The 26,074-nt window shown below is 69.2% G+C and carries 16 protein-coding genes; 11 read left to right on the top strand and 5 right to left on the bottom strand.

The window, feature by feature from the left end; all coding sequences use genetic code 11:
- Window positions 1-97: 97 nt before the first annotated feature.
- Window positions 98-1,465, top strand: a complete 1,368-nt coding sequence (locus AC6LJ2_RS09070) for an amino acid permease (RefSeq protein ID WP_498151234.1) — start codon at window positions 98-100, stop codon at window positions 1,463-1,465.
- 22 nt (window positions 1,466-1,487) lie between these two features.
- On the opposite strand, the gene AC6LJ2_RS09065 is transcribed toward AC6LJ2_RS09070, so the two are convergent.
- The 3 genes from AC6LJ2_RS09065 to galU all read right to left on the bottom strand — a co-directional run bounded on the left by AC6LJ2_RS09065 (window position 1,488) and on the right by galU (window position 3,104).
- Complete coding sequence (locus AC6LJ2_RS09065) at window positions 1,488-1,919, bottom strand: hypothetical protein (RefSeq protein WP_498151216.1); 432 nt, start codon at window positions 1,917-1,919, stop codon at window positions 1,488-1,490.
- A 48-nt stretch (window positions 1,920-1,967) separates the two neighbouring features.
- Complete coding sequence (locus tag AC6LJ2_RS09060; protein WP_263913607.1) at window positions 1,968-2,183, bottom strand: hypothetical protein; 216 nt, start codon at window positions 2,181-2,183, stop codon at window positions 1,968-1,970.
- An 87-nt stretch (window positions 2,184-2,270) separates the two neighbouring features.
- Window positions 2,271-3,104, bottom strand: a complete 834-nt coding sequence (galU, locus tag AC6LJ2_RS09055; protein WP_263913606.1) for a UTP--glucose-1-phosphate uridylyltransferase GalU — start codon at window positions 3,102-3,104, stop codon at window positions 2,271-2,273.
- A gap of 425 nt (window positions 3,105-3,529) precedes the next feature.
- Between galU and mqo the strand changes: the two genes are divergently transcribed.
- A complete protein-coding gene (mqo, locus tag AC6LJ2_RS09050) occupies window positions 3,530-5,242 on the top strand; it encodes a malate dehydrogenase (quinone) (protein WP_263913605.1) in 1,713 nt (570 codons plus the stop codon).
- A gap of 115 nt (window positions 5,243-5,357) precedes the next feature.
- Here the strand turns inward: mqo and ligD are convergent, their stop codons facing one another.
- Window positions 5,358-7,949: a DNA ligase D gene (gene ligD / locus AC6LJ2_RS09045; protein WP_498151233.1), complete on the bottom strand. Its 2,592-nt coding sequence runs from the start codon at window positions 7,947-7,949 to the stop codon at window positions 5,358-5,360.
- 2 nt (window positions 7,950-7,951) lie between these two features.
- Window positions 7,952-8,920: a non-homologous end joining protein Ku gene (gene ku / locus AC6LJ2_RS09040; RefSeq protein ID WP_498151215.1), complete on the bottom strand. Its 969-nt coding sequence runs from the start codon at window positions 8,918-8,920 to the stop codon at window positions 7,952-7,954.
- Window positions 8,921-9,132: 212 nt separating this feature from the next.
- Here ku and AC6LJ2_RS09035 point away from each other — a divergent pair, with 212 nt between their 5' ends.
- The 9 genes from AC6LJ2_RS09035 to treZ form a co-directional block, all read left to right on the top strand.
- Complete coding sequence (locus tag AC6LJ2_RS09035; RefSeq protein WP_263913602.1) at window positions 9,133-9,903, top strand: endonuclease/exonuclease/phosphatase family protein; 771 nt, start codon at window positions 9,133-9,135, stop codon at window positions 9,901-9,903.
- Window positions 9,900-11,102 carry a cardiolipin synthase ClsB gene (gene clsB / locus AC6LJ2_RS09030; RefSeq protein ID WP_445657012.1) on the top strand — a complete coding sequence of 401 codons (1,203 nt, stop codon included), beginning with the start codon at window positions 9,900-9,902 and terminating at the stop codon, window positions 11,100-11,102. Before AC6LJ2_RS09035 ends, clsB begins: the two co-directional genes overlap by 4 nt.
- Window positions 11,099-12,127 carry a lysylphosphatidylglycerol synthase domain-containing protein gene (locus AC6LJ2_RS09025; protein WP_498151214.1) on the top strand — a complete coding sequence of 343 codons (1,029 nt, stop codon included), beginning with the start codon at window positions 11,099-11,101 and terminating at the stop codon, window positions 12,125-12,127. The genes clsB and AC6LJ2_RS09025 overlap by 4 nt, the downstream gene beginning before the upstream one ends.
- A 158-nt stretch (window positions 12,128-12,285) precedes the next feature.
- Window positions 12,286-13,854, top strand: coding sequence for a glycogen synthase GlgA (gene glgA / locus AC6LJ2_RS09020; RefSeq protein WP_498151213.1), 1,569 nt, complete (start codon window positions 12,286-12,288; stop codon window positions 13,852-13,854).
- 11 nt (window positions 13,855-13,865) lie between these two features.
- Window positions 13,866-17,090, top strand: coding sequence for an alpha-1,4-glucan--maltose-1-phosphate maltosyltransferase (locus AC6LJ2_RS09015; protein WP_498151212.1), 3,225 nt, complete (start codon window positions 13,866-13,868; stop codon window positions 17,088-17,090).
- The gene (gene treS / locus AC6LJ2_RS09010; protein WP_498151211.1) at window positions 17,083-20,463 is read left to right on the top strand and encodes a maltose alpha-D-glucosyltransferase; all 3,381 of its coding nucleotides are present in this window, start codon (window positions 17,083-17,085) and stop codon (window positions 20,461-20,463) included. The genes AC6LJ2_RS09015 and treS overlap by 8 nt, the downstream gene beginning before the upstream one ends.
- The gene (gene glgB, locus AC6LJ2_RS09005; RefSeq protein ID WP_498151210.1) at window positions 20,460-22,418 is read left to right on the top strand and encodes a 1,4-alpha-glucan branching protein GlgB; all 1,959 of its coding nucleotides are present in this window, start codon (window positions 20,460-20,462) and stop codon (window positions 22,416-22,418) included. Before treS ends, glgB begins: the two co-directional genes overlap by 4 nt.
- 2 nt (window positions 22,419-22,420) lie before the next feature.
- Window positions 22,421-24,532 carry a glycogen debranching protein GlgX gene (gene glgX / locus AC6LJ2_RS09000; RefSeq protein ID WP_498151209.1) on the top strand — a complete coding sequence of 704 codons (2,112 nt, stop codon included), beginning with the start codon at window positions 22,421-22,423 and terminating at the stop codon, window positions 24,530-24,532.
- Window positions 24,529-26,074: malto-oligosyltrehalose trehalohydrolase (treZ, locus tag AC6LJ2_RS08995; RefSeq protein ID WP_498151208.1), on the top strand; the 1,546-nt coding region annotated here is incomplete at its 3' end. The genes glgX and treZ, both read left to right, overlap by 4 nt.

The following is a 26,074-nucleotide window of genomic DNA, read 5'->3' as shown; positions in this document are numbered from 1 at the left end:
GGACACGCCATGGCCCCTGCCATTCGGAGAGGAGAAGACGTTGGCCAATACCCCCAACACGGAACTCAAAGGCGGCCTGAAATCGCGCCATCTCACGATGATGTCCATCGCGGGTGTCATCGGCGCGGCGCTGTTCGTGGGCTCGGGCAAGCAGATCGCACTGGCCGGCCCGGCCGTCATCCTGGCCTACATCGGCGGCGGCCTGCTGGTCATCCTGGCCATGCGCATGCTGGGTGAAATGGCCGTGGCGCAGCCCGACACGGGTTCGTTTTCCACCTACGCCGACCGTGCCATCGGGCGCTGGGCGGGCTTTACCATCGGTTGGCTCTACTGGTATTTCTGGGCACTCTTGATGGGTTGGGAAGCCTACGTCGCCGGCCAGATCCTGCACGGCTGGTTCCCCATGGTGCCGGCCTGGGGCTACGGCCTGCTGGTCACCGTGTCGCTCATCGTCGTCAACTTCCTGAACGTGCGCAACTACGGGGAATTCGAATTCTGGTTCGCCCTGATCAAGGTGGTGGCCATCGTCATCTTCCTCGTCATCGGCAGCCTGGCGCTGGTGCACGTGTGGCCGTGGGGCAATGCCAATGGCTGGTCGCACCTGACCAGCCAGGGCTTCATGCCCAACGGGCCCAAGGCCGTGGTGGTGGCGCTGCTGGGCGTGATGTTCGCCTTCATCGGCGCCGAGATCGTCACCGTCGCCGCCGCCGAATCCGCCAACCCGGGGCGCGAGATCATCAAGACCACGCGCTCGGTGGTCTGGCGCATCTGCCTGTTCTACGTGGGGTCTATCTTCATCGTCGTGTGCCTGGTGCCCTACAACGCCCCCAGCCTGACCGACCCCACCCACGGCACCTACAACGTGGCGCTGGACGCGCTGGGCATTCCGCACGCGCAGCTGATCGTGAACTTCATCGTGCTGACCTCGGTGTGCAGCTGCTTCAACTCGGCGTTGTACACGGCCTCGCGCATGCTCTATTCGCTGTCCAGACGCGGCGACGCCCACCGCATCATGCAGATCACCGGCCGCGATACCGGCACGCCGTATGTCGGCGTGCTGATTTCCAGCGTCTTCGCCTTTGCCGCGGTGTGGATGATGGCCACGTCCAAGATGGACGTGTATGACGTGCTGATGCAGGCCACCGGCACCATCGCCCTGTTCGTCTACCTGGCCATCGCCTGCTCGCAGCTGCGCATGCGCCAGCGCCTGCAGGCGCAGGGCGTGGAACTGACATTCAAGATGTGGCTGTTTCCGTGGCTGACCTACGCGGTCATCGTCTGCATCATCGCGGCGCTGGTGACGATGGTGCTGGAAGGCACGTACCGCAACGAGGTGCTGTACACCGCGATCCTGGCCGCGGTGATCGTGGCCATGGGCATCGTGGCGCAGGTGGCCGGTATCGGCAAGCGCGGCGTGGACACCCCCGACGCGGCCGCGCCGCGGCTGTCAGAGAACAACGCCTGACGCGCGGCGCGCCCGGACGCGGTCAACGGGTATCCGCGGCGCCGCCGGACCCGGCCGACGCGCCCGACCCGGGCATGCCGCCCTGCCCCGTCGACCCGGTGCCGCCCTGGCCGGACGAAGGGCCGCGGCTGTCCGTGCCGCCTTCTCCGCCGGATGACGCGGGCGGGCGGCTGGACGGGCTGGTGGCAGGCTTGTTCGGCTTGTCGTCGTTGCGGGACTTGTCCAGCTTGTCCTGCTTGCCCTGTATGTCCTGCTTTTCCTGCCTGTCCTGTTTTTCCTGCCTGTCGCGCCGATCCGGCGTCGCAGGCGGCGTGGGCGCCATCTTCTCGGGAATGATCGAGGTGCCCGCGGGCGGTGGCGGGGTCGGCGCCGGCTGTTTCGTCTGCGCCCAGCTGCTGGCGCCAGCCAAGGCCGTCAGGGCCATCAATGCGGCTACGGTGTGTCGGGTTTTCATGAGAGGCCTCCAGGAGGCAACGGCGGGTTGAGGGACGAGACCGGCCATTCACAACCGGTCGATACCCGGTGTCTGTTGCGGATCGACATCCGGCATGGGGTTGGGCAGGCTGTCGGGCGGCGAGCGGCCCTTGTCGTCGGTCTGGCCCTTGCCCGGCACGGGTTCGGGCGTCTCGGCGGGGGATGGGTCCGGCGCAGGGTCACGCCGGGGCGGCGCGTCGCGGCCCGGGACGGTGGCGTTTCGGTGGTTCGATGCGGTGCGCATGGTGGTCCGGCTCCTTCATGGATCTGGCAAGCCGCTCATGCGGCCCTTGCCTGCCGTCAGCAACCGGCGTGCCGGACCGGCCCGCCTTCACCCCAGTCCGTGGTATTTGCGTCCGATTTCCATGGTGGCCCGGTAAAAGCCTTCCTTGCTGCCACAGTCGTAGCGCACGCCCTCGTAGGCATAACCGAACACCCGGCGGGTGGTGAGCAGGCTGGCAATGGCGTCGGTGAGCTGGATTTCGCCGCCCACGCCCGGCGCGGTGCGCGCCAGGGCATCGAACAGCTCCGGCTCCAGGATGTAACGGCCCACCACGGCCAGATTGGATGGCGCCTCGTCGGGCGCAGGCTTTTCCACCATGCCCGACAGGCGCAGCACGCCGCGCGCCACCTCGCTGCCGGACACGATGCCGTATTGGCGGGTATGCGCGGCCGGCACCTGCTGCATCGCCAGCACGCTGCCGCCGAATTCCCGCGCCACCTGCATCATTTCGCCGATGACGGGCGCGTCGGCGTCGATCAGGTCGTCGGCCAGCAGCACCGCAAACGGCTCGTTGCCGACAATGGACGCGGCGCACATCACCGCGTGCCCCAGCCCCAACGCGGCCGGCTGGCGCGTGTACACGCACTTGACGCTGTCGGGAATGACGTTGCGCACGGTATCGAGCAAGGCCAGTTTGTTCTTGGATTCCAGGTCGCGTTCCAGTTCCGGCATGCTGTCGAAATGGTCTTCGATGGCGCGCTTGTTGCGGCCCGTGACGAAGATCAGTTCCGTGATGCCGGCGGCCACGGCCTCTTCGACGGCGTACTGGATCAAGGGACGATCGACGATGGGCAGCATTTCCTTGGGCATCGCCTTGGTGGCCGGCAGAAAACGCGTGCCCAGGCCCGCGACAGGGAATACCGCTTTACGAATGGGAAGCATGGAGAACGGCCTCGGTGGGTCGGTCACATCCGGGGCGGATGGCCGTGCCTGGGCCTAGCAACTGGCGTGCCCGGCCAGGGGGACGCATGGTCAGGCTGCCGACGGCGGGCGCATTGTGGCGGGTGACCAACAACCGGCCCTCGCGCCCCCCGGAAACCAATACCCTTTGTCAGGGTATTCCCCTACTCGGAACAAGAATCGACTAGTCTTTGAGCGGCCTGGCCGTGTTCGACGGTGCAGCGCCCCCCACGTCGACCCGGTCGGCGTTTGATCCACGTTTGCCCGATTGCCTGATCCCGGCCCCTGTCTCCCGACGCCCGGGCGGCCTTTCGCGTGCTTGACCGCCACGGAGGTGCCCACCCCTGTCTTCCTGCAAGTCCCCATAAGAAAAAAATAATCCTTTGAACCAAAAAGGTTTCTAACCCATGAGAAAGTTCCTCAAAATCGTGGGCAGCCTGGCTGCATTGCTGGTCATTGCGGCGGCGCTGTTTCTTTATTGGCCGCTGCACCAGCGGTCAGTCCCGGCAGCCGAGAACGACAAACCCGTCGACGCCGTGCTCGTCGGCGGCGGCATCATGAGCGTGACGCTGGCCACCTATCTGCAGGAATTGCAGCCGGACTGGCACGTCGAACTGTTCGAGCGGCTGGACGGCGTGGCACTTGAAAGCTCCAACGGCTGGAACAATGCGGGTACCGGCCATTCGGGCTTTGCCGAACTGAACTACACCCCCGAAATGCCCGATGGCTCGGTCGACATCAAGCGCGCCATCAACATTGCCGAGCAGTTCGAGATTTCGCGCCAGTTCTGGGCGCATCAGGTCAAGGCCGGCCGCCTGGGCCAGCCCTCGGACTTCATCAATCCCACGGGCCACATGAGCTTCGTGTGGGGCGATGACCGCATCGAATACCTGCGCAAGCGCCGCGACGCGCTGGTCAAGAGCCCGCTGTTCTACGGCATGCAATATTCCACCGACCCCGCCCAGATCAAGCAATGGGCGCCGCTGTTGATGGAAGGCCGCGATCCCGGCCAGAAGGTCGCCGCCACCTACATGCCGCTGGGCACCGACGTGAACTTCGGCGTCATCACCAACCAGCTCACCCAGGGCCTGCAGCGCAACCCCAACTTCAAGCTGCAGCTGCAGCATGAAGTCACCGCCCTGCGCCAGAACGATGACAAGACCTGGAACGTCACGGTCAAGGACCTGAAGACCAACCAGGAACGCACGACCAAGGCGCGCTTTGTGTTCATCGGCGCCGGCGGCGCATCGCTGAAGGTGCTGCAGATGTCGGGCATCCCCGAATCGAAGCAATACGCCGGTTTCCCGGTGGGCGGCCAGTTCCTGGCGTTTGACGCGTCGTCCATCGCGGGCCGCCACGACGTCAAGGCCTACGGCATGGCCGACACGGATTCCCCGCCGATGTCGGTGCCCCACCTGGACGCGCGCAAGCTCGACGGCAAGCCGGTGGTGCTGTTCGGCCCGTTCGCGCTGGCCACGACCAAGTTCCTGAAGGAAGGCTCGGCGTTCGACCTGTTCTCGTCGGTGAACCACAACAACGTCACCAGCATGGTCGACGTCGGGCTGGAAAACCTGGACCTGGTGAAGTACCTGGTCAACCAGGCCCGCCTGACCGACGACGACCGCCACGCGCAGCTGCTGAAGTACTTCCCGCAGGCCAAACGTGAAGACTGGCGCCTGGTGACGGCCGGCGAACGCGTGCAGGTCATCAAGCGCGATCCGGAAAAGGGCCCGATCCTGCAATTCGGCACCGAAGTGGTGACCGACAAGGACAACACCATCGCCGCGCTGCTGGGCGCCTCGCCCGGCGCATCGACCTCGCCCCCCATCATGCTGAACCTGTTGGCCAAGGCCTTCCCGCAGCAGATGGAAGCCGGCTGGAAGACGCGCCTGAAGGAGATCATCCCGTCGTATGGCCAGAAGCTGAATGACAGCCCCGCGCTGACCAACCGGATTCGCGCCATGACCAGCCAGACGCTGCACCTGCCCTACGTGGAAGTGCCGGTGACGGACAACGCCTCGGCCAACGCCGGCGTGCCGGTGGTGAACCCGCCGGTGGCGCCCAAGCCGGCCGCGCCGCAGCCGGCCCGCAACGCCAACACCGAGATGCAGGCGCTGTAGGCCCATCAAGACGGCATCTTCGGAAAGCCTCGGGGGGAGGCCGGCATGCGCCGGCTTCCCCCCGATTGCTTTGCGACGGCGGCGCCCGGCAGTGGCCGGGGCCGCGTGGCGCCCCTCACTTTCCGCCCGGTTTGAAGGCCATGGCCTGCATGGCCGCCCGCAGCGCTTGCGGCCGATAGCCGTCCCAAGGCGAATCGCCGACGTCCAGCCGGGTGTGGATGTTGGCGACCGTCCACGCGTCGCTGGCCGGCACATCGTCCAGTTCATCCCAGGCCAGCGGCACCGACACGCCCATGCCGGGCCGCGCACGCGCCGACCAGGCCGCCACCGTGGTGGCGCCGAAGCCGTTGCGCAGGTAGTCGGCGAAGATCTTGCCGACGCGGTTCTTCGGCCCGCTCTTGGCCACGAACAGCTGCGGCAGCGTCTTGGCCAGATGCTGCACGATGGCCTGCGAGAATGCCTTGACCGTGTCCCAGTCGTATTGCCGGCGCAGCGGCACGACGATGTGCAGGCCCTTGCCGCCGCTGGTCTTGAGCCAGCTTTGCAGGCCGATCTCGTCCAGCATCACGTGCAGCAGCCGGGCTGCGCGCTGTACCGATTTCCAGGGCACGCCTTCGCCCGGGTCCAGGTCGAACAGCATGCGGTCCGGCTTGGCGATGGCCGTCTTGACCGCGTTCCAGGTGTGGAACTCGACGACGTTCATCTGTACGGCCGACAGCACGGCCTGAGCGGTGGGCAATTCCACCAGCGGCGCGTGGCCGGGGTCCAGCGATTGCGGCAACGCGCGCACGCCGGGCATCGGCGCTTCCAGGTGCTTCTGGAAGAACCGTTCGCCCTCGATGCCGTCCGGGGCGCGCAGGAAGGAAACCGGGCGGCCCTTCAGGTGGCGCAGCAACAGCGGCGCGACCAGGGCGTAGTAACGCGCCAGGTCCAGCTTGGTCAGGCCGGTGGACGCGTCGATGACGCGTTCGGGATGCGACAGCTTGCCGGTCGCGGCGGGCTTGGCGGCCCGGGTGGCGGGCGTCTGCGTGGACCGGCTGGCGGATGTTCGGGCGGGCTGCGCGGCAGTCTTTGCGGCGGCCTTGGTCGCGGCCGGGGTCTTCTTCGTGCGCCGGGCGGCACGAGCGGATGTCACGGCGTCTGCGCTCACGGGCGTCTCCTTGGTGATGGCGCGGGCGGGCTTGTCCTTGCGCAGGCCCTGGAAGACCGGGTGGCGAACATGGCCCGCGCCGGTCCATTCGCCAAACGACACCTCGGCGACCAACTGGGGCTTGACCCAATGCGTGCCGCGTCCGCTGCCGGGAATCCTGACCGCGGGCTCGGCGGTTTCGAGGGCCGCCAGGCGCCGTTGCAGCGCGGCCAGGCCCTGGTCGTCAAAGCCCGTGCCGACCTTGCCGGCGTAGATCAGTTGGCCGTCGTCGCCATGATAGGCCAGCAGCAAGGCGCCCAGCCCGACGCGCGTGCCCTTGGGGTCGGTGTAGCCGACGACGACGAATTCCTGGCGGCGGGCGCACTTGAGCTTGATCCAGCTGTCGCTGCGCCGCGAGACATAGGGCGACGACAGCCGTTTGGCGATGATGCCTTCCAGCCCCATCTTGCAGGCCGACGCCACCAGGTCCGCCGGCGCGGCGTCGAATGCCTCGCTCAAGCGCAGGGCGTCTTCGTCGATGGCGTCCATCAGTTGCGCCAGCAGGCCGCGGCGCACGCGCAGCGGCTCGTGACGCAGGTCTCGGCCGGCAACGTACAGCAGGTCGAAGGCGTAAAAGAGAATGCCCCCCGTGCGTTCGCCATCGAAGGCGTTCTGCAGCGCCTGGAAGCTGGGCGCGCCGTGGTCGGCCAGCACCACGATTTCGCCGTCGATCCAGGCGTTCTGCACGGGCAGCCGGCCAAAGGCCTGGACCAGGTGCGGCAGCTTGGGGCCCCAGTCGTGACCGTTGCGGGTGAACAGCTGGACGTCGCCCGCTTCGATGCGGGCCATCAGCCGGTAGCCGTCGAATTTCATTTCGTACAGCCATTCTGGCGACGGGTCCGGCACGCCCTCGACCAGGGTGGCCAACTGCGGCTTGAGCATCCCGGGGCAGTCGGCCGCCTGGCCCGGCAGGCGGGGCGCGGCGGCCGGCTTGGGCTGGGACTTGGGTTTTCGCTGTGCCTGGCGCAGCGGCACGACGCTGTTGGGCTGTTCGTCGACGACGCTGAACGCGCTGGCATCGCGGGCGTAGTCGTCCCGGTCCTTGACCAGCAGCCACGGCGGCTGCTTGTCGGATTCCTTGCCCTTCATGCGGATCAGGGCCCAGCGGCCCTTCAGCTTCACGCCATGCAGGTCGAATTTCAGGTGCCCGCGCCGGTAGCCGTCCGCCGGGTCGCCCACCGGCGACCAGGTGCCTTCGTCCCAGATGATGACCTTGCCCGCGCCGTACTGGCCTTTGGGGATTTCGCCCTCGAACTGGTTGTAGGCGATGGGGTGGTCTTCGACCTGCACCGCCATGCGCTTGACGGCGGGATCGAAGCTGGGCCCCTTGGGCACGGCCCAGCTTTTCATGGCGCCGTCCAGTTCCAGCCGGAAGTCATAGTGCAGGTGGCTGGCCCAGTGCTTCTGGATGACGAAGGCGCGCGCCGCCTCGTTGGCCTCGCCGCCCCCCGCGGGCTCGGCGGTGACGTCGAAGTTGCGCTTGGCGCGGTATTTGGCCAGGGTGTCGGTGCCCGCCATCGTCATGCCGCCTTGCGGGTCCTGGACGCGGATTTCGCGGCCGTCTTGGCGGGGCGCTTGGGGGTGGCCCTGGCGGCGCGCTTGCTGCCGGTCCTGCCGCTTGCCTTGGCTGCGGTCCTGGCGGCCGTTTTACGCGTCGCCGTCTTGGCCGCCCCGGACGCCGGCTTGCCCGCCGAGCGCCCCTTCAAGCTGCGCTGCAGCAGCTCGGTCAGGTCGATCACATTGTCCGCATAGGCGGGCGATTCCTCTTGCGGCTCGACCACCGTTTCCGTCTTGCCGGCCTTGACCTTCCTGGCCACCAGGTCCATCACCACGGCCTTGAACTCGTCCTTGTATTGCTCCGGGTCCCACTGCCCCGTCATGTCGTCCACCAGCATCCTGGCCATCTTCAGTTCGCTGGCGCTGGGCGCCGAGGCCTTGCTGCCGGCCTTGGGCAGATCGAGTTCCTCGGTGGACTTGACGTCGTCGCCCCAGCGCATCAGGTTCAGCACCAGCGCATCGCCCGACGGGATCAGCGCCGCGAGGTGCTGCTTGGTCTGGATGACCACTTTGGCGATGCCGATCTTGCCGGTCTTGGCCAGGGTGTCGCGCAGCAGCGCATAGACCTTCTGCCCCTTGTTGATGGGGGCCACATAGTACGGCCGTTCCAGGTACACGAACGACACCTCGGCGGCGTTCACGAACTGCTGGATCTCGATGGTCTGCGTGGTGCGCGGATAGGCTTCGGCAATCTCGTCCGGCGAAATCACGACGTACTGGCCGTCTTCGTATTCCACCCCTTTGACGATGTTGTCCTTGTCGATTTCCTTGCCGGTGCGCTTGTTGATGCGCTTGTAGCCGACCGGGTCCATCGATCGCTTGTCCAGCCAGTCGAAATCCACGCCCGATTCGGTCGTGGCCGTGTGCAGGCCGACGGGAATATGCACCAGCCCGAACGAAATCGCCCCTTTCCAGATGGTTCGTGTCGCCATGATGCCGCTCCTTCTTGTGACCGGCGCGCCGCGGCGGGCATGCCGGAGGGTGGATCGCCCGGGCGGGATGGATTCCCAGCATAGCGCTCGCTGCTGCCCGGCGACCAGCCGGACACGCCAGCAAATGCCATGCCCGGGCGGAAACGGCGGCGGTCGCGGCGCCCCGGGAACGGGAATTGCTTGCGTGCCCCGGCCCTGCCACTGGAGACCCCATGTCCGTCCCGTCCGATCCGCCCCGAACGACCCTGACGGTGCTTACCGTCAATACCCATAAGGGTTTCACCAGCTTCAATCGCCGCTTCATGCTGCACGAGCTGCGTGATGCATTGCGCACGGCGGCGCCCGACCTAGTGTTCCTGCAGGAAGTCGTGGGCGAACACCAGGGCATGGCGGCGCGCCACGCGCAGCATTGGCCCCCGGCATCGCAGTATGAATTCCTGGCCGATACCCTGTGGCGCGACTTCGCCTATGGCCGCAACGCCGTCTACCCGGCGGGGCACCACGGCAATGCCATCCTGTCGCGCTACCCGATCGCGCGCTACCAGAACCACGACGTCAGCGTGGGGCGGCACGAAAGCCGCGGGCTGCTGCATTGCGTGCTGCAGGTGCCCGGCCATGCGCAGGCGGTACACGCCATCTGCGTGCATCTGGGCCTGCTGGAGCGCCACCGCGGCCAGCAATTGCGCAGCCTGTGCCGGCTGGTCGAACGCGAGGTCCCGGCCGGCGAGCCGCTGCTGATCGCGGGCGACTTCAATGATTGGCGCCTGCGGGCCGACGGCCTGATGCGCGGCTGCGGCACGCGCGAGGTGTACACCTCGCGGGTGGGACGCCCCGCGCGCACCTTTCCCGCGCGCTGGCCGGTGCTGCGCCTGGACCGCATCTACGTGCGCGACGTGCATGACTGGCAGCCGGTGCCGCTGGCGGCGCGGGTGTGGTCGCGGCTGTCGGACCACGTGCCGATTTCGGCGGAGATCGCGCTATGACGACCCCGCCCCTCGGTTGGCGCAGCGACAACCATTACACGCTGCTGGAAAACGGTGAGGCCTACTTCCCGGCGGTGCAGGCCGCGGTGGACGCCGCGCGCCGGGAAGTGCTGATCGAAACGTTCATCCTGTTCGATGACAAGGTCGGCCAGGCGCTGCAGCAGACCCTGATCGCCGCCGCCGGACGCGGCGTCAGCGTCGACCTGCTGTTGGATGGCTTCGGGTCGGACGAGCTGCCACCGGCCTTCCTGGCCGCGCTGACCGGTGCCGGGGTGCGCGTGCACCTGTTCGACCCGCGGCCGCGGCTGCTGGGGGTGCGCACCAATGTGTTTCGACGCATGCACCGCAAGATCGTGGCGGTGGACGGGACCTGCGCATTCGTCGGTGGCATCAATTTTTCGGCCGACCATCTGCCGGACTATGGTCCCGAAGCCAAGCAGGACTACGCGTTGCGCGTGCAGGGTCCACTGGCCGCCGACATCGCGGACTACGCGCGCGCGGCGCTGGACGCGGCGCGGCCTCGCCGCCAGCGGCCCGCCCGCGTCGAGGCCGTGCCCGACGGCGATGGCGGCGGGCGGCTGGTGGTGCGCGACAACCTGAGCCACCCGACCGACATCGAACGCTACTACCGCGCCGGCCTGCGTTCGGCGCGGCAGGACGTACTGATCGCCAACGCCTATTTCTTTCCCGGCTACCGCCTGCTGCATGACCTGGCCAACGCCGCCCGCCGCGGCGTGCGGGTGCGCCTGCTGCTGCAGGGCGAACCCGACATGCTGGTGGCGCAACTGGCGGCCAGCATGCTGTACGACTACCTGATCGATGCGGGCGTCGAGATCTTCGAATACTGCAAGCGGCCCTTGCACGCCAAGGTCGCGTGCGTGGACGAGGACTGGTCGACGGTGGGTTCCAGCAACCTGGACCCGCTGAGCCTGGCCCTGAACCTGGAAGCCAACGTCGTGGCACGCGACACGGGGTTGAACGCCGCGCTGCGCGCCAGCCTGGAACGGCTGATCGCCGAAGACTGCCGGCCGGTGTCGCGCGGCCCGGCCTCGCGCCGACGGCTGCGCCGCTTCTGGGTGGGCGTGGTGGTGTTCCATTTCCTGCGCCGCTTCCCGGCCTGGGCCGGGGCGCTGCCGGCGCACAAGCCGCGCCTGCGCACCGTCCTCGCCAGCGATGCTGGCGAAAGCGAGGCCGCATGAGCCTGTACCGATCCCGCCTGTACCGATCGCGCGCCCTGCGCGCCGCGCGCCACCGCTGGCCGCGCATCAAGAAGATCCTGCCCTGGGTGGTACTGGCCCTGGCGCTGGGCCTGCTGGCGTACTTTGCCCGTTCGGTGGACTGGCCGCAGGTCTGGCAGGCCATGCGGCGCATCCCGCGCGATGCGGTGCTGCTGGCCGCCGCCCTGGTGGTGCCGGCCTACCTGGCCTATGCGTCGCTGGATCTGCTGGGGCGACGCTACACCGGTCATGCCCTGCCGCGCGCCAAGGTGCTGGGCGTGGCCATGCTGAGCTATGCACTGAACCTGAACCTGGGCGTGCTGGTGGGCGGGCTGGGCACGCGCCTGCGCCTTTACACCCGCCTGGGATGCCGCAAGTCGGTGGCCACGCGGGTCGCGTTGTTTGCCGCCCTCTCGAACTGGGTGGGCTATGCCTGGGTGGCGGGAGGGGTGTTTGCCAGCGGCGCCGTGACGGTGCCGGCGGGCTGGGAGATCGGCGGCGGCGTATTGCGCGGGATCGGCGTGGCGCTGTTGGCCGCGGCCGCCGCCTACGTCTGGATCTGCGCGCGCGCCACGCGCCGGTCCGCCACCTGGCTGGGCCAGCGCATCACCCTGCCGCGCGGCCGCATGGCCGTGCTGCAAAGCGCCATCGCGGCGCTGTCCTGGATGCTGATGGGCGCCATCATCTATGTGCTGTTGCAGGGCAAGGTGAGCTATCCCGCGGTGCTGGGCATTCTGCTGTGCACCAGCTTTGCCGCGGTCGTGACGCGGGTGCCCGGCGGTCTGGGCACCACCGAGGCGATTTTTGTCGCGGTCCTGGCGCCGCGGCTGCCGGCCGCCGAGGTGCTGGGCGCGGCGCTCAGCTACCGCGCCTTGTACGCCTTCGGCCCGCTCTGCCTGGCCTTGCTGGCGTTCGGCGCGGCGGAAGCGCGCCTGGGCTGGCGCAAGCGGCATGGCCCTGCCGGTTCTGCCGCTGCGGCGCGCGATGCGCCAGCCGTCCGTCCCTGAAGCGCGCCGATTACAAACGTCGGCAACAACGACACGCGGCCGGGCCCGCCGGCGCCGATTGCCGCAGTGCAGCGACCCTGGGCATGCCTCTTGCGTACAGGCAGGTCTTGCGGACATGACCCCGATTGCCGGGTGCTCCGCATCCCCCCGGAGCAAGCATGACGACAACAAAGATCCTGATCGTGGCAGCCGAGGCCTTTCCCTTGGCAAAGACGGGCGGCCTGGGCGACGCCATCACCGGCATGGCCCGCGCGCTGACCCAGGCGCAGACCCCGCCTACCCTGCTGCTGCCCGCCTATCGCGGCGTGGCGCGGCGCCTGACGAATCCCCGGCCCGTGGCCGCCCTGACCGGCCTGCCCGGCGGCAACGCCCGGCTGCTGGCGGGCGTGTGCCCGCAATCGGGCCTTTCCTTCCTGCTGCTGGAAAATGATGCGTTGTATGACCGCCCTGGCCTGTACCTGGATGAGAACGGCAATGAGCACGCGGACAACGGCCTGCGTTATGCCGCGCTGGCCCATGCCGCGGTGCGCATCGCGCAAGGTCTGCCCGGCGTGCCGCGCCCCGACGTGGTGCATGCGCACGACTGGCATGCCGCGCTGACGCCGATGCTGCTGCGCGCCGCCGGCGTGCACGCGGTGAAAAGTGTGCTGACCATCCACAACCTGGCCTTCCAGGGACAGATGCCGGTCGACGATGCCGAGCGCCTGGGCATCCCGGCCGCCTACCGCGGTGAATCCGGCGCGCTGGCCTGGGGCCGCCTGAACTTCATGAAGGCGGGCATCCGCTACGCCGACCGCGTCACCACGGTGAGCCATTGCTATGCGCGTGAAATCCTGACGCCGGAATTCGGCTGCGGACTGGAAGCCGCGCTGCGCGAACGCGACCGCACAGGCGACCTGCTGGCCATTCCCAACGGCATCGACGCCGAACTCTGGGACCCTGCCCGCGACCGCCACCTGGGTCCGTTGCGCTACACCCCCGCGGACCTGGCCAACAAGCGCCTGTGCAAGGCGGCCGCCCAGCACGAGTTCGGCTTGCAGGCAGACCCCGATGCCGCCCTGATGATCCTGTGCAGCCGCCTGACCGGCCAGAAAATGGCCGACGTGGCGGCGCAAGCCCTGCCCCAGGCGCTGGACGCGCATCCCGAATTGCAGGTGGCGGTGCTGGGCCAGGGCGAGCGGCATCTGGAGGCTGCGTTGCAGGACCTGGCCGCGCGCTATCCACGCCGCTGCGCCGTGCGCATCGGCTATGACGAGGCCTGCGCCCACCGCTTGCATGCCGGCGGCGACGTGCTGCTGCACGGCAGCCGCTTCGAGCCCTTCGGCCTGACGCCGCTGTACGCCATGCGCTATGGGACGCTGCCGATCGGGTCGCGCGTCGGCGGCATGGCCGACACGATCGAAGATCCCGGTCCCGAGCTGCCCCTGGCCGCGATGGCCACGGCAACCGGCGTGCTGTTCGACGGTTGCGATCCGGCCGACATGACCGCGGCGATCTCGCGCGCCCTGCACCTGCGCCAGCATGGCACGCTGTGGCGCGCCATGCAGCGCAACGCCATGACCACCGATTTCAGCTGGCGGCCCGCGGTTGCCGCGTACCAGACGCTGTTCCGCGAACTGGCCCCGGCCGGAACGCAGACCGTTGCCATGCCGCAGCCCGATGCCGTGACGCCTCGCCAACGACCCGCGCGCCAGGTATCGGGGGCCTCGTCGCCCGTGGCGCTGTGAGGAAACGGCCGATGGCAGAGCCTTCCGCCACGCTCCTGGCAAACCCGCGCATCCACTACGCCCGCGCCGGCCTGCCCGCCGCTTCGGCGGCGGACACGTCCGCACGCGACCTGCTGCTGGCCGGATTGCGGCGTGAGGGCTTTAACGCCGTGCTGGTGCCCGTGCCCTGGCTCTGCCCGCCACGCGCCCGCTCGTTGGCGCCTAGGGATGCGGACCAGGCGCCGATGGCCGATGGCGGCGTGCAGCCACTGACGCAGCGCCTGGCGCAGGATGCCGGCGCGGCGTCCAAGCATGGCCTGGCGCTGCTGCTGCGGGTGGAACTGCAACGGGTCGCGCAGGACGCCGTGGAAAGCACCGCGCCGCCCGCCTGGTATCGCGCGCCCGTGGACGACCCTGCCCGCGACCCGCGCCTGCCGCTGGCCGAACACGGCGTGCGCCAATTGCAGCCCGAGCCGCCCGCGGCGTTCATCGACGCCTGGGCCGCGCGCCTGCTGCGCTGGACACGCTGCGGCGTGGCCGGCTACGTGGTGCAGGCGCCCCCCTTTCTCGATCCGCAAGCCTGGCGCGCGCTGTTTGCGCCATCGCGCCAGGCGCGTCCCGAACTGTGCTGCCTGGCCTGGACCCCGGGGCTGGCGCCGCAGGCGCTGGCCCGCCTGCACGGCGCCGGTTTCGACGGCGTGTTTTCGTCGCTGCCCTGGTGGGATTACCGGGCGTCCTGGCTGGCCGATGAACTGCAACGGCTGCGTGCCATCGGACCGGTCATCGCGCCCGCCTGCGACCTCGACGGCCCCGCACCGGTGACCGGCGCGCCCGACACGCGCCGCGCCTGGGCCGCCGCCCTGAGCGGCGCGGGCTGGCTGGCCGGCGAGGCCGACCGCGGGGCGGGCGCCGCCGAGGTCAACGACTGGCTGCGCGACACGCCGGCCGAGGGCGCGCCGGCCATTGTCGTCGGCCGCGATGGCGGCGCCACGCTGATCGTGCGCGCCAACGGCGACAGCAACACGCCGGATGGCACCTCGCTGCTGGCCCTGAACCCGGACGCCACGGCCGCCGCACGGGTGGATTGGGACCTGGCGGCCGGCTTGCTGCCGCCCGGCGAGGTCCTGCCCCATGACGGCGCGCCGGCGGACGACGCGCTGCCGCCCGGCGCCTGCGTCCGCTACGACCTGTACCCCGCCCGGCCCGTGCGCACCCCGCCGCGCGTGGCCGCCAGCGTGCGCAGCGAAGGTGGCGTGACGGCGCGCGTCGCCATCGAACAGGTCACCCCGGCGGTCGACGGCGGCGCCTATCCCGTCAAACGCCGCGTGCAGGAAGCCATTGCCGTGCAGGCCGATATCTTCATGGACGGCCACGACCGGCTGGCCGCCGAACTGCGCTGGCGCGCCGATGACGAATCGGCCTGGCAGCGAGTGCCGCTGGTGGCCATCGGCAATGACCGCTGGCAGGCCGCCTTCCGCCCCGGGCGGATCGGCCCGCATGCGTTCCAGATCGCCGCCTGGTTCGACGCCTGGGAGACCTTCCGGCACGAATTGCGGGTCAAGCGCCAGGCGGGCGTGCCGCTGCGGCTGGAGATGCAGGAAGGGCTGCGGCTGCTGCACGACACCATGCCGGCCGCCCGCCGGGGCCCCGCCCGGACCGCCCGACGCGATGCCATGCCGGACAGCGCCGCGGACACCCCCATCGCCCAGCTCATCGAAGCGCTCAATGCCCGGGACGCCGACGCCGAACCGGACGCCGCGCTGCTGGATGCCTTGCTGGGCGACGAACTGGCCGCGGCCATGCGAGCCCACGACCTCCATCCGTTCGAATCGCTGTCGGCCGTCTACCCCGTGTGGGTCGACCGCCCGCAGGCCACGCACGCCGCGTGGTACGAACTGTTTCCCCGCTCGCAGGCGGCCGAACCGGGACGGCACGGCACGTTCGACGACGTCATCCTGCGCCTGCCCGACATTCGCGAGATGGGCTTTGACGTGCTGTACCTGCCGCCGATCCATCCCATCGGCCTGGCCAATCGCAAGGGCCGCAACAACAGCCTGCGCGCCGAGCCGGACGACGTCGGCAGCCCCTACGCCATCGGCTCGCCCGCCGGCGGCCATGATGCCATCGAACCCCGGCTGGGCAGCCTGGAAGACTTTCTGCGGCTGGTCGAAGCCGCCGCGGACCACGGCCTGGAACTGGCGCTGGATTTCGCGATCCAGTGCTCGCCCGACCACCCATGGCTGGCGCAGCACCCGGACTGGTTTTCGTGGCGGCCCGACGGCTCGCTGCGCTATGCCGAAAACCCGCCCAAGAAGTACGAAGACATCGTCAACGTGGCGTTCTACGGCGGGCCGCCCAAGCGGGGCCGCAAGCTGGGACTGTGGCGCGCCTTGCGCGACATCGTGCTGTTCTGGGCCGAGCATGGCGTGCGCATCTTCCGCGTGGACAACCCCCACACCAAGCCGCTGCCCTTCTGGCAGTGGCTGATCGCCGAGGTGCACGCGCGCCATCCCGACGTGCTGTTCCTGTCCGAAGCCTTCACGCGGCCCAAGATGATGTACCGCCTGGCCAAGATCGGCTTCACGCAGTCGTACACCTATTTCACCTGGCGCAACGACAAGCCCGAGCTGCAAGCCTACCTGCAGGAAATCTCGCAACCGCTGGCCGCGGATTTCTTCCGGCCGAATTTCTTCGTCAATACCCCGGACATCAACCCGCTGTTCCTGCAGACCTCGGGCCGCCCCGGCTTCCTGATCCGCGCCGCGCTGGCCGCGCTGGGTTCGGGCCTGTGGGGCGTCTACAGCGGCTTCGAGCTGTGCGAGGCCGCCCCCGTGCCGGGCAAAGAGGAATACCTGGATTCCGAGAAATACGAACTGCGCCAGCGCGACTGGCGCCAGCCCGGCAACATCCGCGCCGAGATCGGCCGCCTGAACCAGCTGCGCCGCGCCCATCCTGCCTTGCAGAGCCATCGCGGCCTGACGCTGGCGGCCAGCGGCAACGACCGCGTCATCGCCTTCGCCAAGGCCACGCCCGGCAACGGCGACGTGATCCTGGCCGCGATCAGCCTGGACCCCTTCCATGCCCAGACGGCATGGCTGGAACCGCCCTTCGGCGTGTTCGGTGCGCCCTGGCCCGACAGTCTGGTGGCCGAAGACCTGCTGGCAGGCACCCGGCAAACGTGGCACGCCCACGCCCGCCCGGTCGCGCTGTCGCCCGATCAACCCTATTGCATCTGGCGTTTGTCGCGTCATGGCTGACGCCGCCAGGGAGCCCGCCACCATGATCAACGAAACCCAGCCCCCGCAGAACGACGGCCTTTGGTACAAGGACGCCGTCATCTACCAGTTGCACGTGAAATCGTTCTTCGATTCCAACGACGACGGCGTGGGGGACCTGCCCGGCCTGATCGCCAAGCTGGACTACATCGCCAACCTGGGCGTGGACACGATCTGGCTGCTGCCCTTCTACCCATCGCCGCGCCGCGACGACGGCTACGACATTGCCGACTACCGCGGCGTGCACCCGGACTACGGCACGGTGGCCGACGTGCGCCGGCTGATCCGCGCGGCCCATGCGCGTGGCCTGCGCATCATCACCGAGCTGGTCGTGAACCATACGTCCGACCAGCATCCGTGGTTCCAGCGCGCGCGCACGGCTCGCCCGGGGTCCGCCGCCCGCAATTTCTACGTGTGGTCGGACAGCGACAAGACCTACGCCGGCACCCGCGTCATCTTCTGCGACACCGAAACGTCCAACTGGACCTGGGACCCGGTGGCCAACGCTTATTTCTGGCACCGCTTCTACTCCCACCAGCCCGACCTGAACTACGACAATCCGCAGGTGCTGAAGGAAGTGCTGTCCGTGATGCGGCACTGGCTGGACATGGGCGTGGACGGCCTGCGGCTGGACGCCGTGCCGTATCTGGTCGAACGCGAAGGCACCAACAACGAGAACCTGCCCGAGACCCACCAGGTGCTCAAGCAGATCCGCGCCGTCATCGAAACCGAATACCCGGGCCGCCTGCTGCTGGCCGAAGCCAATCAGTGGCCGGAAGACGCGCAGGAATACTTCGGCACGGGCGACGAATGCCACATGTCGTTCCACTTTCCGCTGATGCCGCGCATGTACATGGCCATTGCGCAGGAAGACCGCTTTCCCATCACCGACATCATCCGCCAGACGCCGGACATCCCCGCCAATTGCCAGTGGGCGATTTTCCTGCGCAACCATGATGAGCTGACGCTGGAAATGGTCACCAGCCGCGAACGCGACTATCTCTGGAGCGTCTACGCCGCCGATCCGCGCGCCCGCATCAACCTGGGCATCCGCCGCCGCCTGGCGCCCCTGCTGGAACGCGACCGGCGCCGCGTCGAGCTGATGAACAGCCTGCTGCTGTCGATGCCGGGCACCCCGGTGCTGTACTACGGCGACGAACTGGGCATGGGCGACAACGTGCACCTGGGCGACCGCGACGGCGTGCGCACGCCGATGCAATGGTCGCCCGACCGCAACGGCGGCTTTTCCCGCGCCGATCCCGAGCGCCTGCCGCTGCCCGTGCTGATGGGCCCCCTGTATGGCTATGAAGCCGTCAATGTCGAAGCCCAGCAGCGCGACCCGCATTCGCTGTTGAACTGGACGCGCCGCATGCTGGCCCAGCGGCGCCAGAGCCATGCCTTCGGCCGCGGCACGCTGCGCTTCATCCAGGCCGGCAACCGCAAGATCCTGGCCTATCTGCGGCAGTGGCGCGACACCACCATCCTGTGCGTGGCCAACCTGTCCAACGCCGCACAGCCGGTCGAGCTGCCGCTGCAGGACTTCAAGGACCGCGTGCCGGTGGAGATGCTGGGCGGCACGCCGTTTCCCGCCATCGGCGCGCTGCCTTACCTGCTGACGCTGCCGCCCTATGGCTTTTACTGGATGGACCTGAGCGCCGACGCGGCCCCGCCGGGCTGGCACGCCAGCGGGCCGGCGCAGATGCCGGAACTGGTGACGCTGGTGCTGCGCGGCCACGCCAACGCCGTGCTGACCGACGCCTCGCGCAACACGCTGGAAACCGAGGTGCTGCCCGAATACCTGGCGCGCCAGCGCTGGTTTCCCGACGCCCGCGTCCTGCCCCGGGTGCGACTGGCCTACGCCACGCCGTTCGGGACCGAAGGCGGCGAAGAATACTACTGGGCCGAGGCGGAACCCGCCGACGATGCCCCCGGCATGCGGGTCCAGGTGCCGTTCGCCCTGGTGTGGGACGAAGCCGCGCAGATCCAGTACCCCATCGCGCGGGTGCGCCGCGGCCCCGAAGTCGGCATGCTGGCCGATGCCTTCCTGCAACCCGGCTTCGTGCACGGCATCGTGCTGGCCCTGCAAGCCGGCCGCGAATGGGACGGCCGCCAGGGCGGCAAGCCCGGCGACAAACCCGGCGTGGTGCGCGGCCTGGCCGAACCCGGCCTTGCCGCCCTGGACCTGGGGCCGGAATCCACGCTGCAATGGGTCACCGGCGAGCAGTCCAACAGCTCGGTCATCGTGGGCGGCCAGGCCATCCTGAAACTGCTGCGCAATGCCCACCCCGGTCTGTCGGCCGAGGTCGAGATGACGCGCCACCTGACCCGCGCCGGCTATGCCAACATTCCCGCCCTGCTGGGCGAGGTGCAGCGGGTGGACGCGGACGGCGTGCCCTGCACGCTGGCCGTGCTGCACGCCTACATCGCCAACGAGGGCGACGCCTGGCGCTGGACGCTGGACTACCTGAAGCGCACGCTGGCCAGCGCCCTGCTGGGCGGCGACAGCCCGCAGGAATTCGAGGCCAGCCTGGAAGGCTACGCGGTCATGGCCACCACGATCGGCTGCCGCGTGGCGCAGATGCACGCGGCCCTGGCGCGTCCGAGCGACGACGCCGCCTTCGCGCCCGCCACGGCCTCGCAGGCGGACGCGGACGCGCTGGCCGAGCGCGTCATCGCCCAGCTCGATGGCGCCATCCAGGCGCTGCAAGCCCGGCAAGGCACGCTTGAAGACGCCTCGCGCGCCTGCGCCGAATGGCTGTTCGCGCATCGCGACCGCCTGGTCGTCCAAGTGCAGCGCCTGGCGCAGGCGCTGACCGGCACGGCGCTCATTCGCGTGCACGGCGACCTGCACCTGGGCCAGGTATTGGTCGCGCAGACCGACGCGTACCTGATCGACTTCGAGGGCGAACCCGACCACCCGCTGGAACAACGCCGCCAGCGCGCGTCGCCCTGCAAGGATGTGGCGGGCATGCTGCGGTCGTTCGACTACGCCGCGGCGGCCATCGCCCGCAGCGATCCGCTGGGCGGCGCACAGACGGACGCCAACGCGGCCCCCGCAACGGATGGCGCCGCCGTCTCCGGGTCGCCGGCGCAATTGCGCGACACGTTGCTGGCGCGCTTTCGCGCCCGCGCCACCGAAGCCTTCCTGCAAGGCTACGAAGAGGCCGGCGCGCCCGCATCGCAGGCGTCGGCCGCCCTGCTGCCCCTGGCCCAGCTGGAAAAGGCCGCCTATGAAATCCGCTACGAAGCCGGCCATCGGCCCGACTGGATCTCCATTCCGCTGTGCGCCCTGACCAGTCAGGCGCAAGGCCTGGTACAGAACGCGGCCATCGATGCCGAGGATGCCTCATCATGAACCGCCGCGATCGCTCCCCGCCCGCCGCTGCGCGGCACTCGGCGCCCACGCAAGTCGACGACACGCCCGGCTGGCGTGCGTTGCTGTCCGATGACGCCCTGCACGCACTGGCCGCGGGCGACTGGCGTGCGGCGCTGCAATGGCTGGGCGCGCACCCGGACACGGTCGACGGCGTGGCCGGGCTGCGCTGCGCCGTGTGGGCCCCGAATGCCCGCCAGGTGGCGGTGGTGGGCGACTTCAACGGGTGGGACGGCAGCCGCCACCCCATGCACAAGCGCGACGAGGCGGGCGTATGGGAGCGGTTCGTGCCCGGCGTGGGTCCGGGCGCGCTGTACAAGTTCGCCATCACCGACGCCACCGGCGCCATCCGGCTGCGGGCCGACCCGCTGGCGCGCCGCAGCGAATTGCCGCCCGCCACCGCGTCGGTGGTGGACGACCCCGCCCCCTATCCCTGGACGGATGACGCCTGGATGCAGGCGCGCGGCGCCCGCCACGCGCCACACGCCCCCATCACGATCTACGAGGTCCACGCCGGCTCGTGGCTGGCGCCGGACGACGGCGCCTGCGTGTGGGACCAGCTGGCCGACAAGCTGCCCGCCTATGCCGCGTCCCTGGGATTCACCCACATCGAGCTGATGCCCATCATGGAGCACCCCTTCGGCGGCTCGTGGGGCTACCAGCCGCTGGGCCTGTTCGCCCCCAGTTCCCGCCTGGGGCCGCCCGCCGCCTTCGCGCATTTCGTCGACCGCTGCCACGCCGCCGGCGTGGGCGTGATCCTGGACTGGGTGCCCGCGCACTTTCCCGACGACGCGCATGGCCTGGTGCGCTTTGACGGCACCGCCCTGTACGAATACGACGACCCGCGCGAAGGCTACCACCCCGACTGGCACACCCAGGTCTACAACCTGGGCCGCACCGAGGTGCGCGCCTTCATGATCGCCAGCGCGCTGCACTGGCTGCAACGCTTTCACGTCGACGGCCTGCGCGTGGACGCGGTGGCCTCGATGCTGTATCGCGACTACAGCCGCAAGCCCGGCGAATGGATTCCCAACCGCCACGGCGGCCGCGAGAACCTGGAAGCCGTCGACTTCCTGAAGGCGCTGAACGACACGGTGCGCGCCGAGGTGCCCGACGCCATGATGATCGCCGAAGAATCCACCGCCTGGCCCGGCGTCACCGCGCCCGTGGCCGACGGCGGCCTGGGCTTTCACTACAAGTGGAACATGGGCTGGATGCACGACACGCTGCGCTACCTGAGCGAAGACCCGGTGCATCGCAAGTACCACCACGCCGAACTGACCTTCAGCATGGTCTACGCCTACGCCGAACGCTACGTGCTGCCGCTGTCGCACGACGAGGTGGTGCACGGCAAGGGCTCGCTGCTGCACAAGATGCCGGGCGATCTCACCGCGCGCCACGCCGGCCTGCGCGCCTACCTGGGCTATATGTGGGCGCACCCCGGCAAGAAGCTGCTCTTCATGGGCAACGAACTGGCCCAGGCCGCCGAATGGAACCACGACAGCCCCATCGACTGGAACCAGCTGGACGACCCGGCCCGCAAGGGCATGCAGCGATTGGTGGGCGACCTGAACCGCCTGTATCACGACCTGCCGGCGCTGCACGCCCGCGATGCCGACCCCGCCGGCTTTGCCTGGCTGGTGCTGGACGACGCCGACAACAGTGTCGTGGCGTTCCTGCGCACCGATGGCGCCGCCCCCTTGCTGGCGGTCAGCAATTTCACGCCCGTGGCGCGGCAGGGTTATCGCGTCGGCGTGCCGCTGCCCGGCCGCTGGGCCGAAGTCCTGAACACCGACGCCGGCAGCTACGGCGGCGCCGGCCACGGCAACCTGGGCCAGGCGGCCAGCGACGGCCAGCCGGCGCACGGCCATGCGCAGTCGCTGGCGCTGACGCTGCCCGGCCTGTCCACCCTGTATTTCACGCATCAAGGCGAATGACCATGGACGCTTCCCTATTGACTCGCATGACCGCCGGCAAGCCGTATCCCCTGGGTGCGGTGAGCGACGGCCTGGGCGTGAACTTCGCCGTGTTCTCGGCCAACGCCACCCGCATGGAGGTCTGCGTCTTCGATGCCCGTGGCCGCAAGGAACTGCGCCGCTTCGACCTGCCCGAGTGCACCGACGAGATCTGGCATGGCTACCTGCCCGACGCCCAGCCCGGGCTGGTCTACGGCCTGCGCGCCCACGGCCCGTACGATCCGCGCAATGGCCACCGCTTCAATCCACACAAGCTGCTGCTGGACCCGTACGCCCGCCACCTGACCGGCCCGGTCAACTGGAGCGACGCGCTGTTCGGCTACCGCATGAACCACCCGCGCGCCGACCTCAGCCTGGACCGGCGCGACAGCGCACCCGCCATGCCCAAGGCGATCGTGGTCGACGATGCGCCGTTCAACTGGGGCAGCAGCAAGGCGCCTGACACGCCGTGGACCGACACGGTCATCTATGAAGTGCATGTGCGCGGCGCGTCCATGCAGCGCGAAGACCTGCGCCAGCCGCTGCGCGGCACCTGCGCCGCGCTGGCCGATCCCCGCTTCATCGAACACTTGCAGCGCCTGGGCGTCACCACCGTGGAATTGCTGCCGGTGCATGCGTTTCTGCAAGACCACTTCCTGATCGAACGGGGGTTGCGCAACTACTGGGGCTACAACACCCTGTCGTTCTTCGCCCCCGAGCCGACCTACCTGCAAAGCGGGCCGAACGACCTGCGCCAGGCCATCCGGCGCCTGCACGCGGCGGGCCTGGAAGTCATCCTGGACGTGGTCTACAACCACACCTGCGAAGGCAACGAGCTCGGCCCCACCCTGTCCTGGCGCGGCCTGGACAACGCCAGCTACTACCGGCTGGTGCCGGGCGAAGAGCGCCACTACATCAACGACACCGGCTGCGGCAATACCGTCAACCTGTCGCACCCGCGGGTGCTGCAGATGGTGACCGACTCGCTGCGCTACTGGATGCAGTCGTACGGCGTCGACGGCTTTCGCTTCGACCTGGGGGTGACCCTGGGCCGCGAAGGCACCGGCTTCGATCCCGGCTCGGGCTTTTTCGACGCCTTGCTGCAAGACCCGCAGCTGGCGCGCGCCAAGCTCATTTCCGAACCGTGGGACATCGGTCCCGACGGCTATCAGCTGGGCAACCATCCGCCCGGGTTCGCGGAATGGAACGACCGCTACCGCGACACCACGCGCCGCTATTGGCGCGGCGACGACGGCCAGCGCGGCGACATGGCCGCCCGCCTGGCGGGGTCGCGCGACGTGTTCGACCGGCGTCATCGCCGCCCCTGGGCCAGCGTCAATTTCATTGCCTCGCACGACGGCTTCACCACGCGGGACATCGTCAGCTACGACGGCAGCCACAACGAGGCCAATGGCGAAGGCGGCACCGACGGCCATTCGGAAAACTACAGCCACAACTGGGGCGAGGAAGGGCCCACCACCGACGAGGCCATCCTGCAACGCCGGGCCCGCGTGCAACGCGCGCTGCTGGCCACGCTGTGCCTGTCCGACGGCACGCCGATGCTGCTGGCGGGCGACGAATTCGGCAACAGCCAGGACGGCAACAACAACGCCTACTGCCAGGACAACGCCCTGTCGTGGCTGGACTGGATCCAGGCGCAAAGCGACGAGGGGCGCGCGCTGAGCCAGTTCGTGGCGCGCGCGCTGGCCTTGCGACGCGGCCATCCAGGCCTGCGCGCGGCGCGCTATGGCGATGCCGCCGCCGAAATCTGCCCGGGCGTCGCGGCGGTCAGCTGGTTCAACCCCGACGGCCAGCCCATCGACGCGGCCTCATGGGAAGATGGCGGCGCCAAGCCCATGGCGCTGCGCCGCGCCGCGTTGCGCGAAGACGGCAGCGCCGATGTCACGCTGCTGCTGTTGAATCCCGGCCAGGAAGCCGTGGCCTTCACCTTGCCCGAGCCGGCGCTGGCCTGGATCCGTGAACTGGATTCCTCTGCCCCCACCGCGGCCGTGCCGGTCAACGGCGGCGAGGTGCCGGTCGAAGCCCAGAGCCTGGTGCTGCTGACCGCGGCCCGCATGCCCGGGGAGGCGCCATGACGGCCTGGCCCGAGCCCTATTCGTTTGGCGCGCTGCCGCTGCCCGACGGCCGCACCCGCTTTCGCCTGTGGGCGCCGACCGCCTCGCCCGGGCTGGCCCTGCTGGTCGAGGGGCGCGCGCCGATCGCGCTGCAACCGGACGCACTGGGCTTCGCCCAGGTCGATGTGGATTGCCCTCCCGGCACGCGCTACCGTTATCGCCTGGCCGATGGCCTGACGGTGCCGGACCCGGCGTCGCGCCTGCAATGGGGCGACGCCCATGGCGATAGCGTCGTCGTCGGCCCGGACGCCTACCCATGGCGCCACCCCGACTGGACCGGCCGGCCTTGGGAAGAGACGGTGCTGTACGAAGTGCACCCCGGGTTGGCGGGCGGCTACGCGGGCCTGCGCCAGCGGCTGCCGGCCTTGGCTCGCCTGGGCGTGACGCTGCTGGAACTCATGCCCATTGCCGACTTCCCCGGCCCGCGCAACTGGGGGTACGACGGCGTGCTGCCGTACGCGCCGGATACCGCCTATGGCACGCCCGACGCGCTGAAGGACCTGATCGATACCGCCCATGGCCTGGGCATGGGGGTCATGCTGGACGTGGTCTACAACCATTTCGGCCCGGACGGCAATTTTCTGCCGCACTACGCCGCCTCTTTCTTTCGCGACGACGTCCGCACGCCCTGGGGCGCGGCCATCGATTTTCGCCAGGCCGCCGTGCGGCGCTTTTTCGAGGAAAACGCGCTGTACTGGCTAAGCGAATTCCGCTTCGATGGCCTGCGGCTCGATGCCGTGCACGCCATTGCCGGCCACGGATGGCTGCCCGAGCTGGCCCGCCACGTGCGCGGCCAACTGCCCGCACGCCACGTGCACCTGGTGCTGGAAAACGACGACAACCGCGCCTCGTTGCTGCAGGCCGGCTACGACGCCCAGTGGAACGACGACGCCCACCACGTGCTGCACCATCTCGTGACGGGTGAAGCCCACGGCTACTACGCCGACTACGCCACCCACCCCGCCCGGGCGCTGGCCCGCTGCCTGCAAGAGGGTTGGCTGTACCAAGGCCAGCCGTCGGCCCATCGCGGCGGCGCGCCGCGCGGCGAGCCCAGCGCCCATCTGCCCAGCACCGCCTTCGTGCTGTTCCTGCAGAACCACGACCAGACCGGCAACCGCGCCCAGGGCGATCGGCTGACCGCCCTGGTGCCGTCGGCCGACCGCCTGCGCGCCGCCGTGGCCCTGCAACTGCTGGCCCCGCAGGTGCCGCTGATTTTCATGGGCGAAGAAATCGGCAGCCAGGCGCCCTTCCTGTACTTCACCAGCCATGCCGACCCGACCCTGGCCGATGCGGTCCGCGAAGGCCGGCAGCTGGAATTCGCGGCCCTTGCACAAGGCAACGACCCGGACACCCTGCCCGACCCCAACGCCGAAACCACCTATCTGCGCAGCCAGCCGTGGGGGGACGAAGATCTGGATGACGCCCAGGCCTGGCGCACGTATTACGAAGCGATGCTGCAATTGCGCCAGCAGTGGCTGGCGTCCGTCACTTATAAACACTTTA

This window comes from Achromobacter sp. 1014246743 (genome assembly GCF_059760725.1).
The sequence above is the reverse complement of the archived record's forward strand: the minus strand, read 5'-3'. Positions and strand labels throughout refer to the sequence as shown.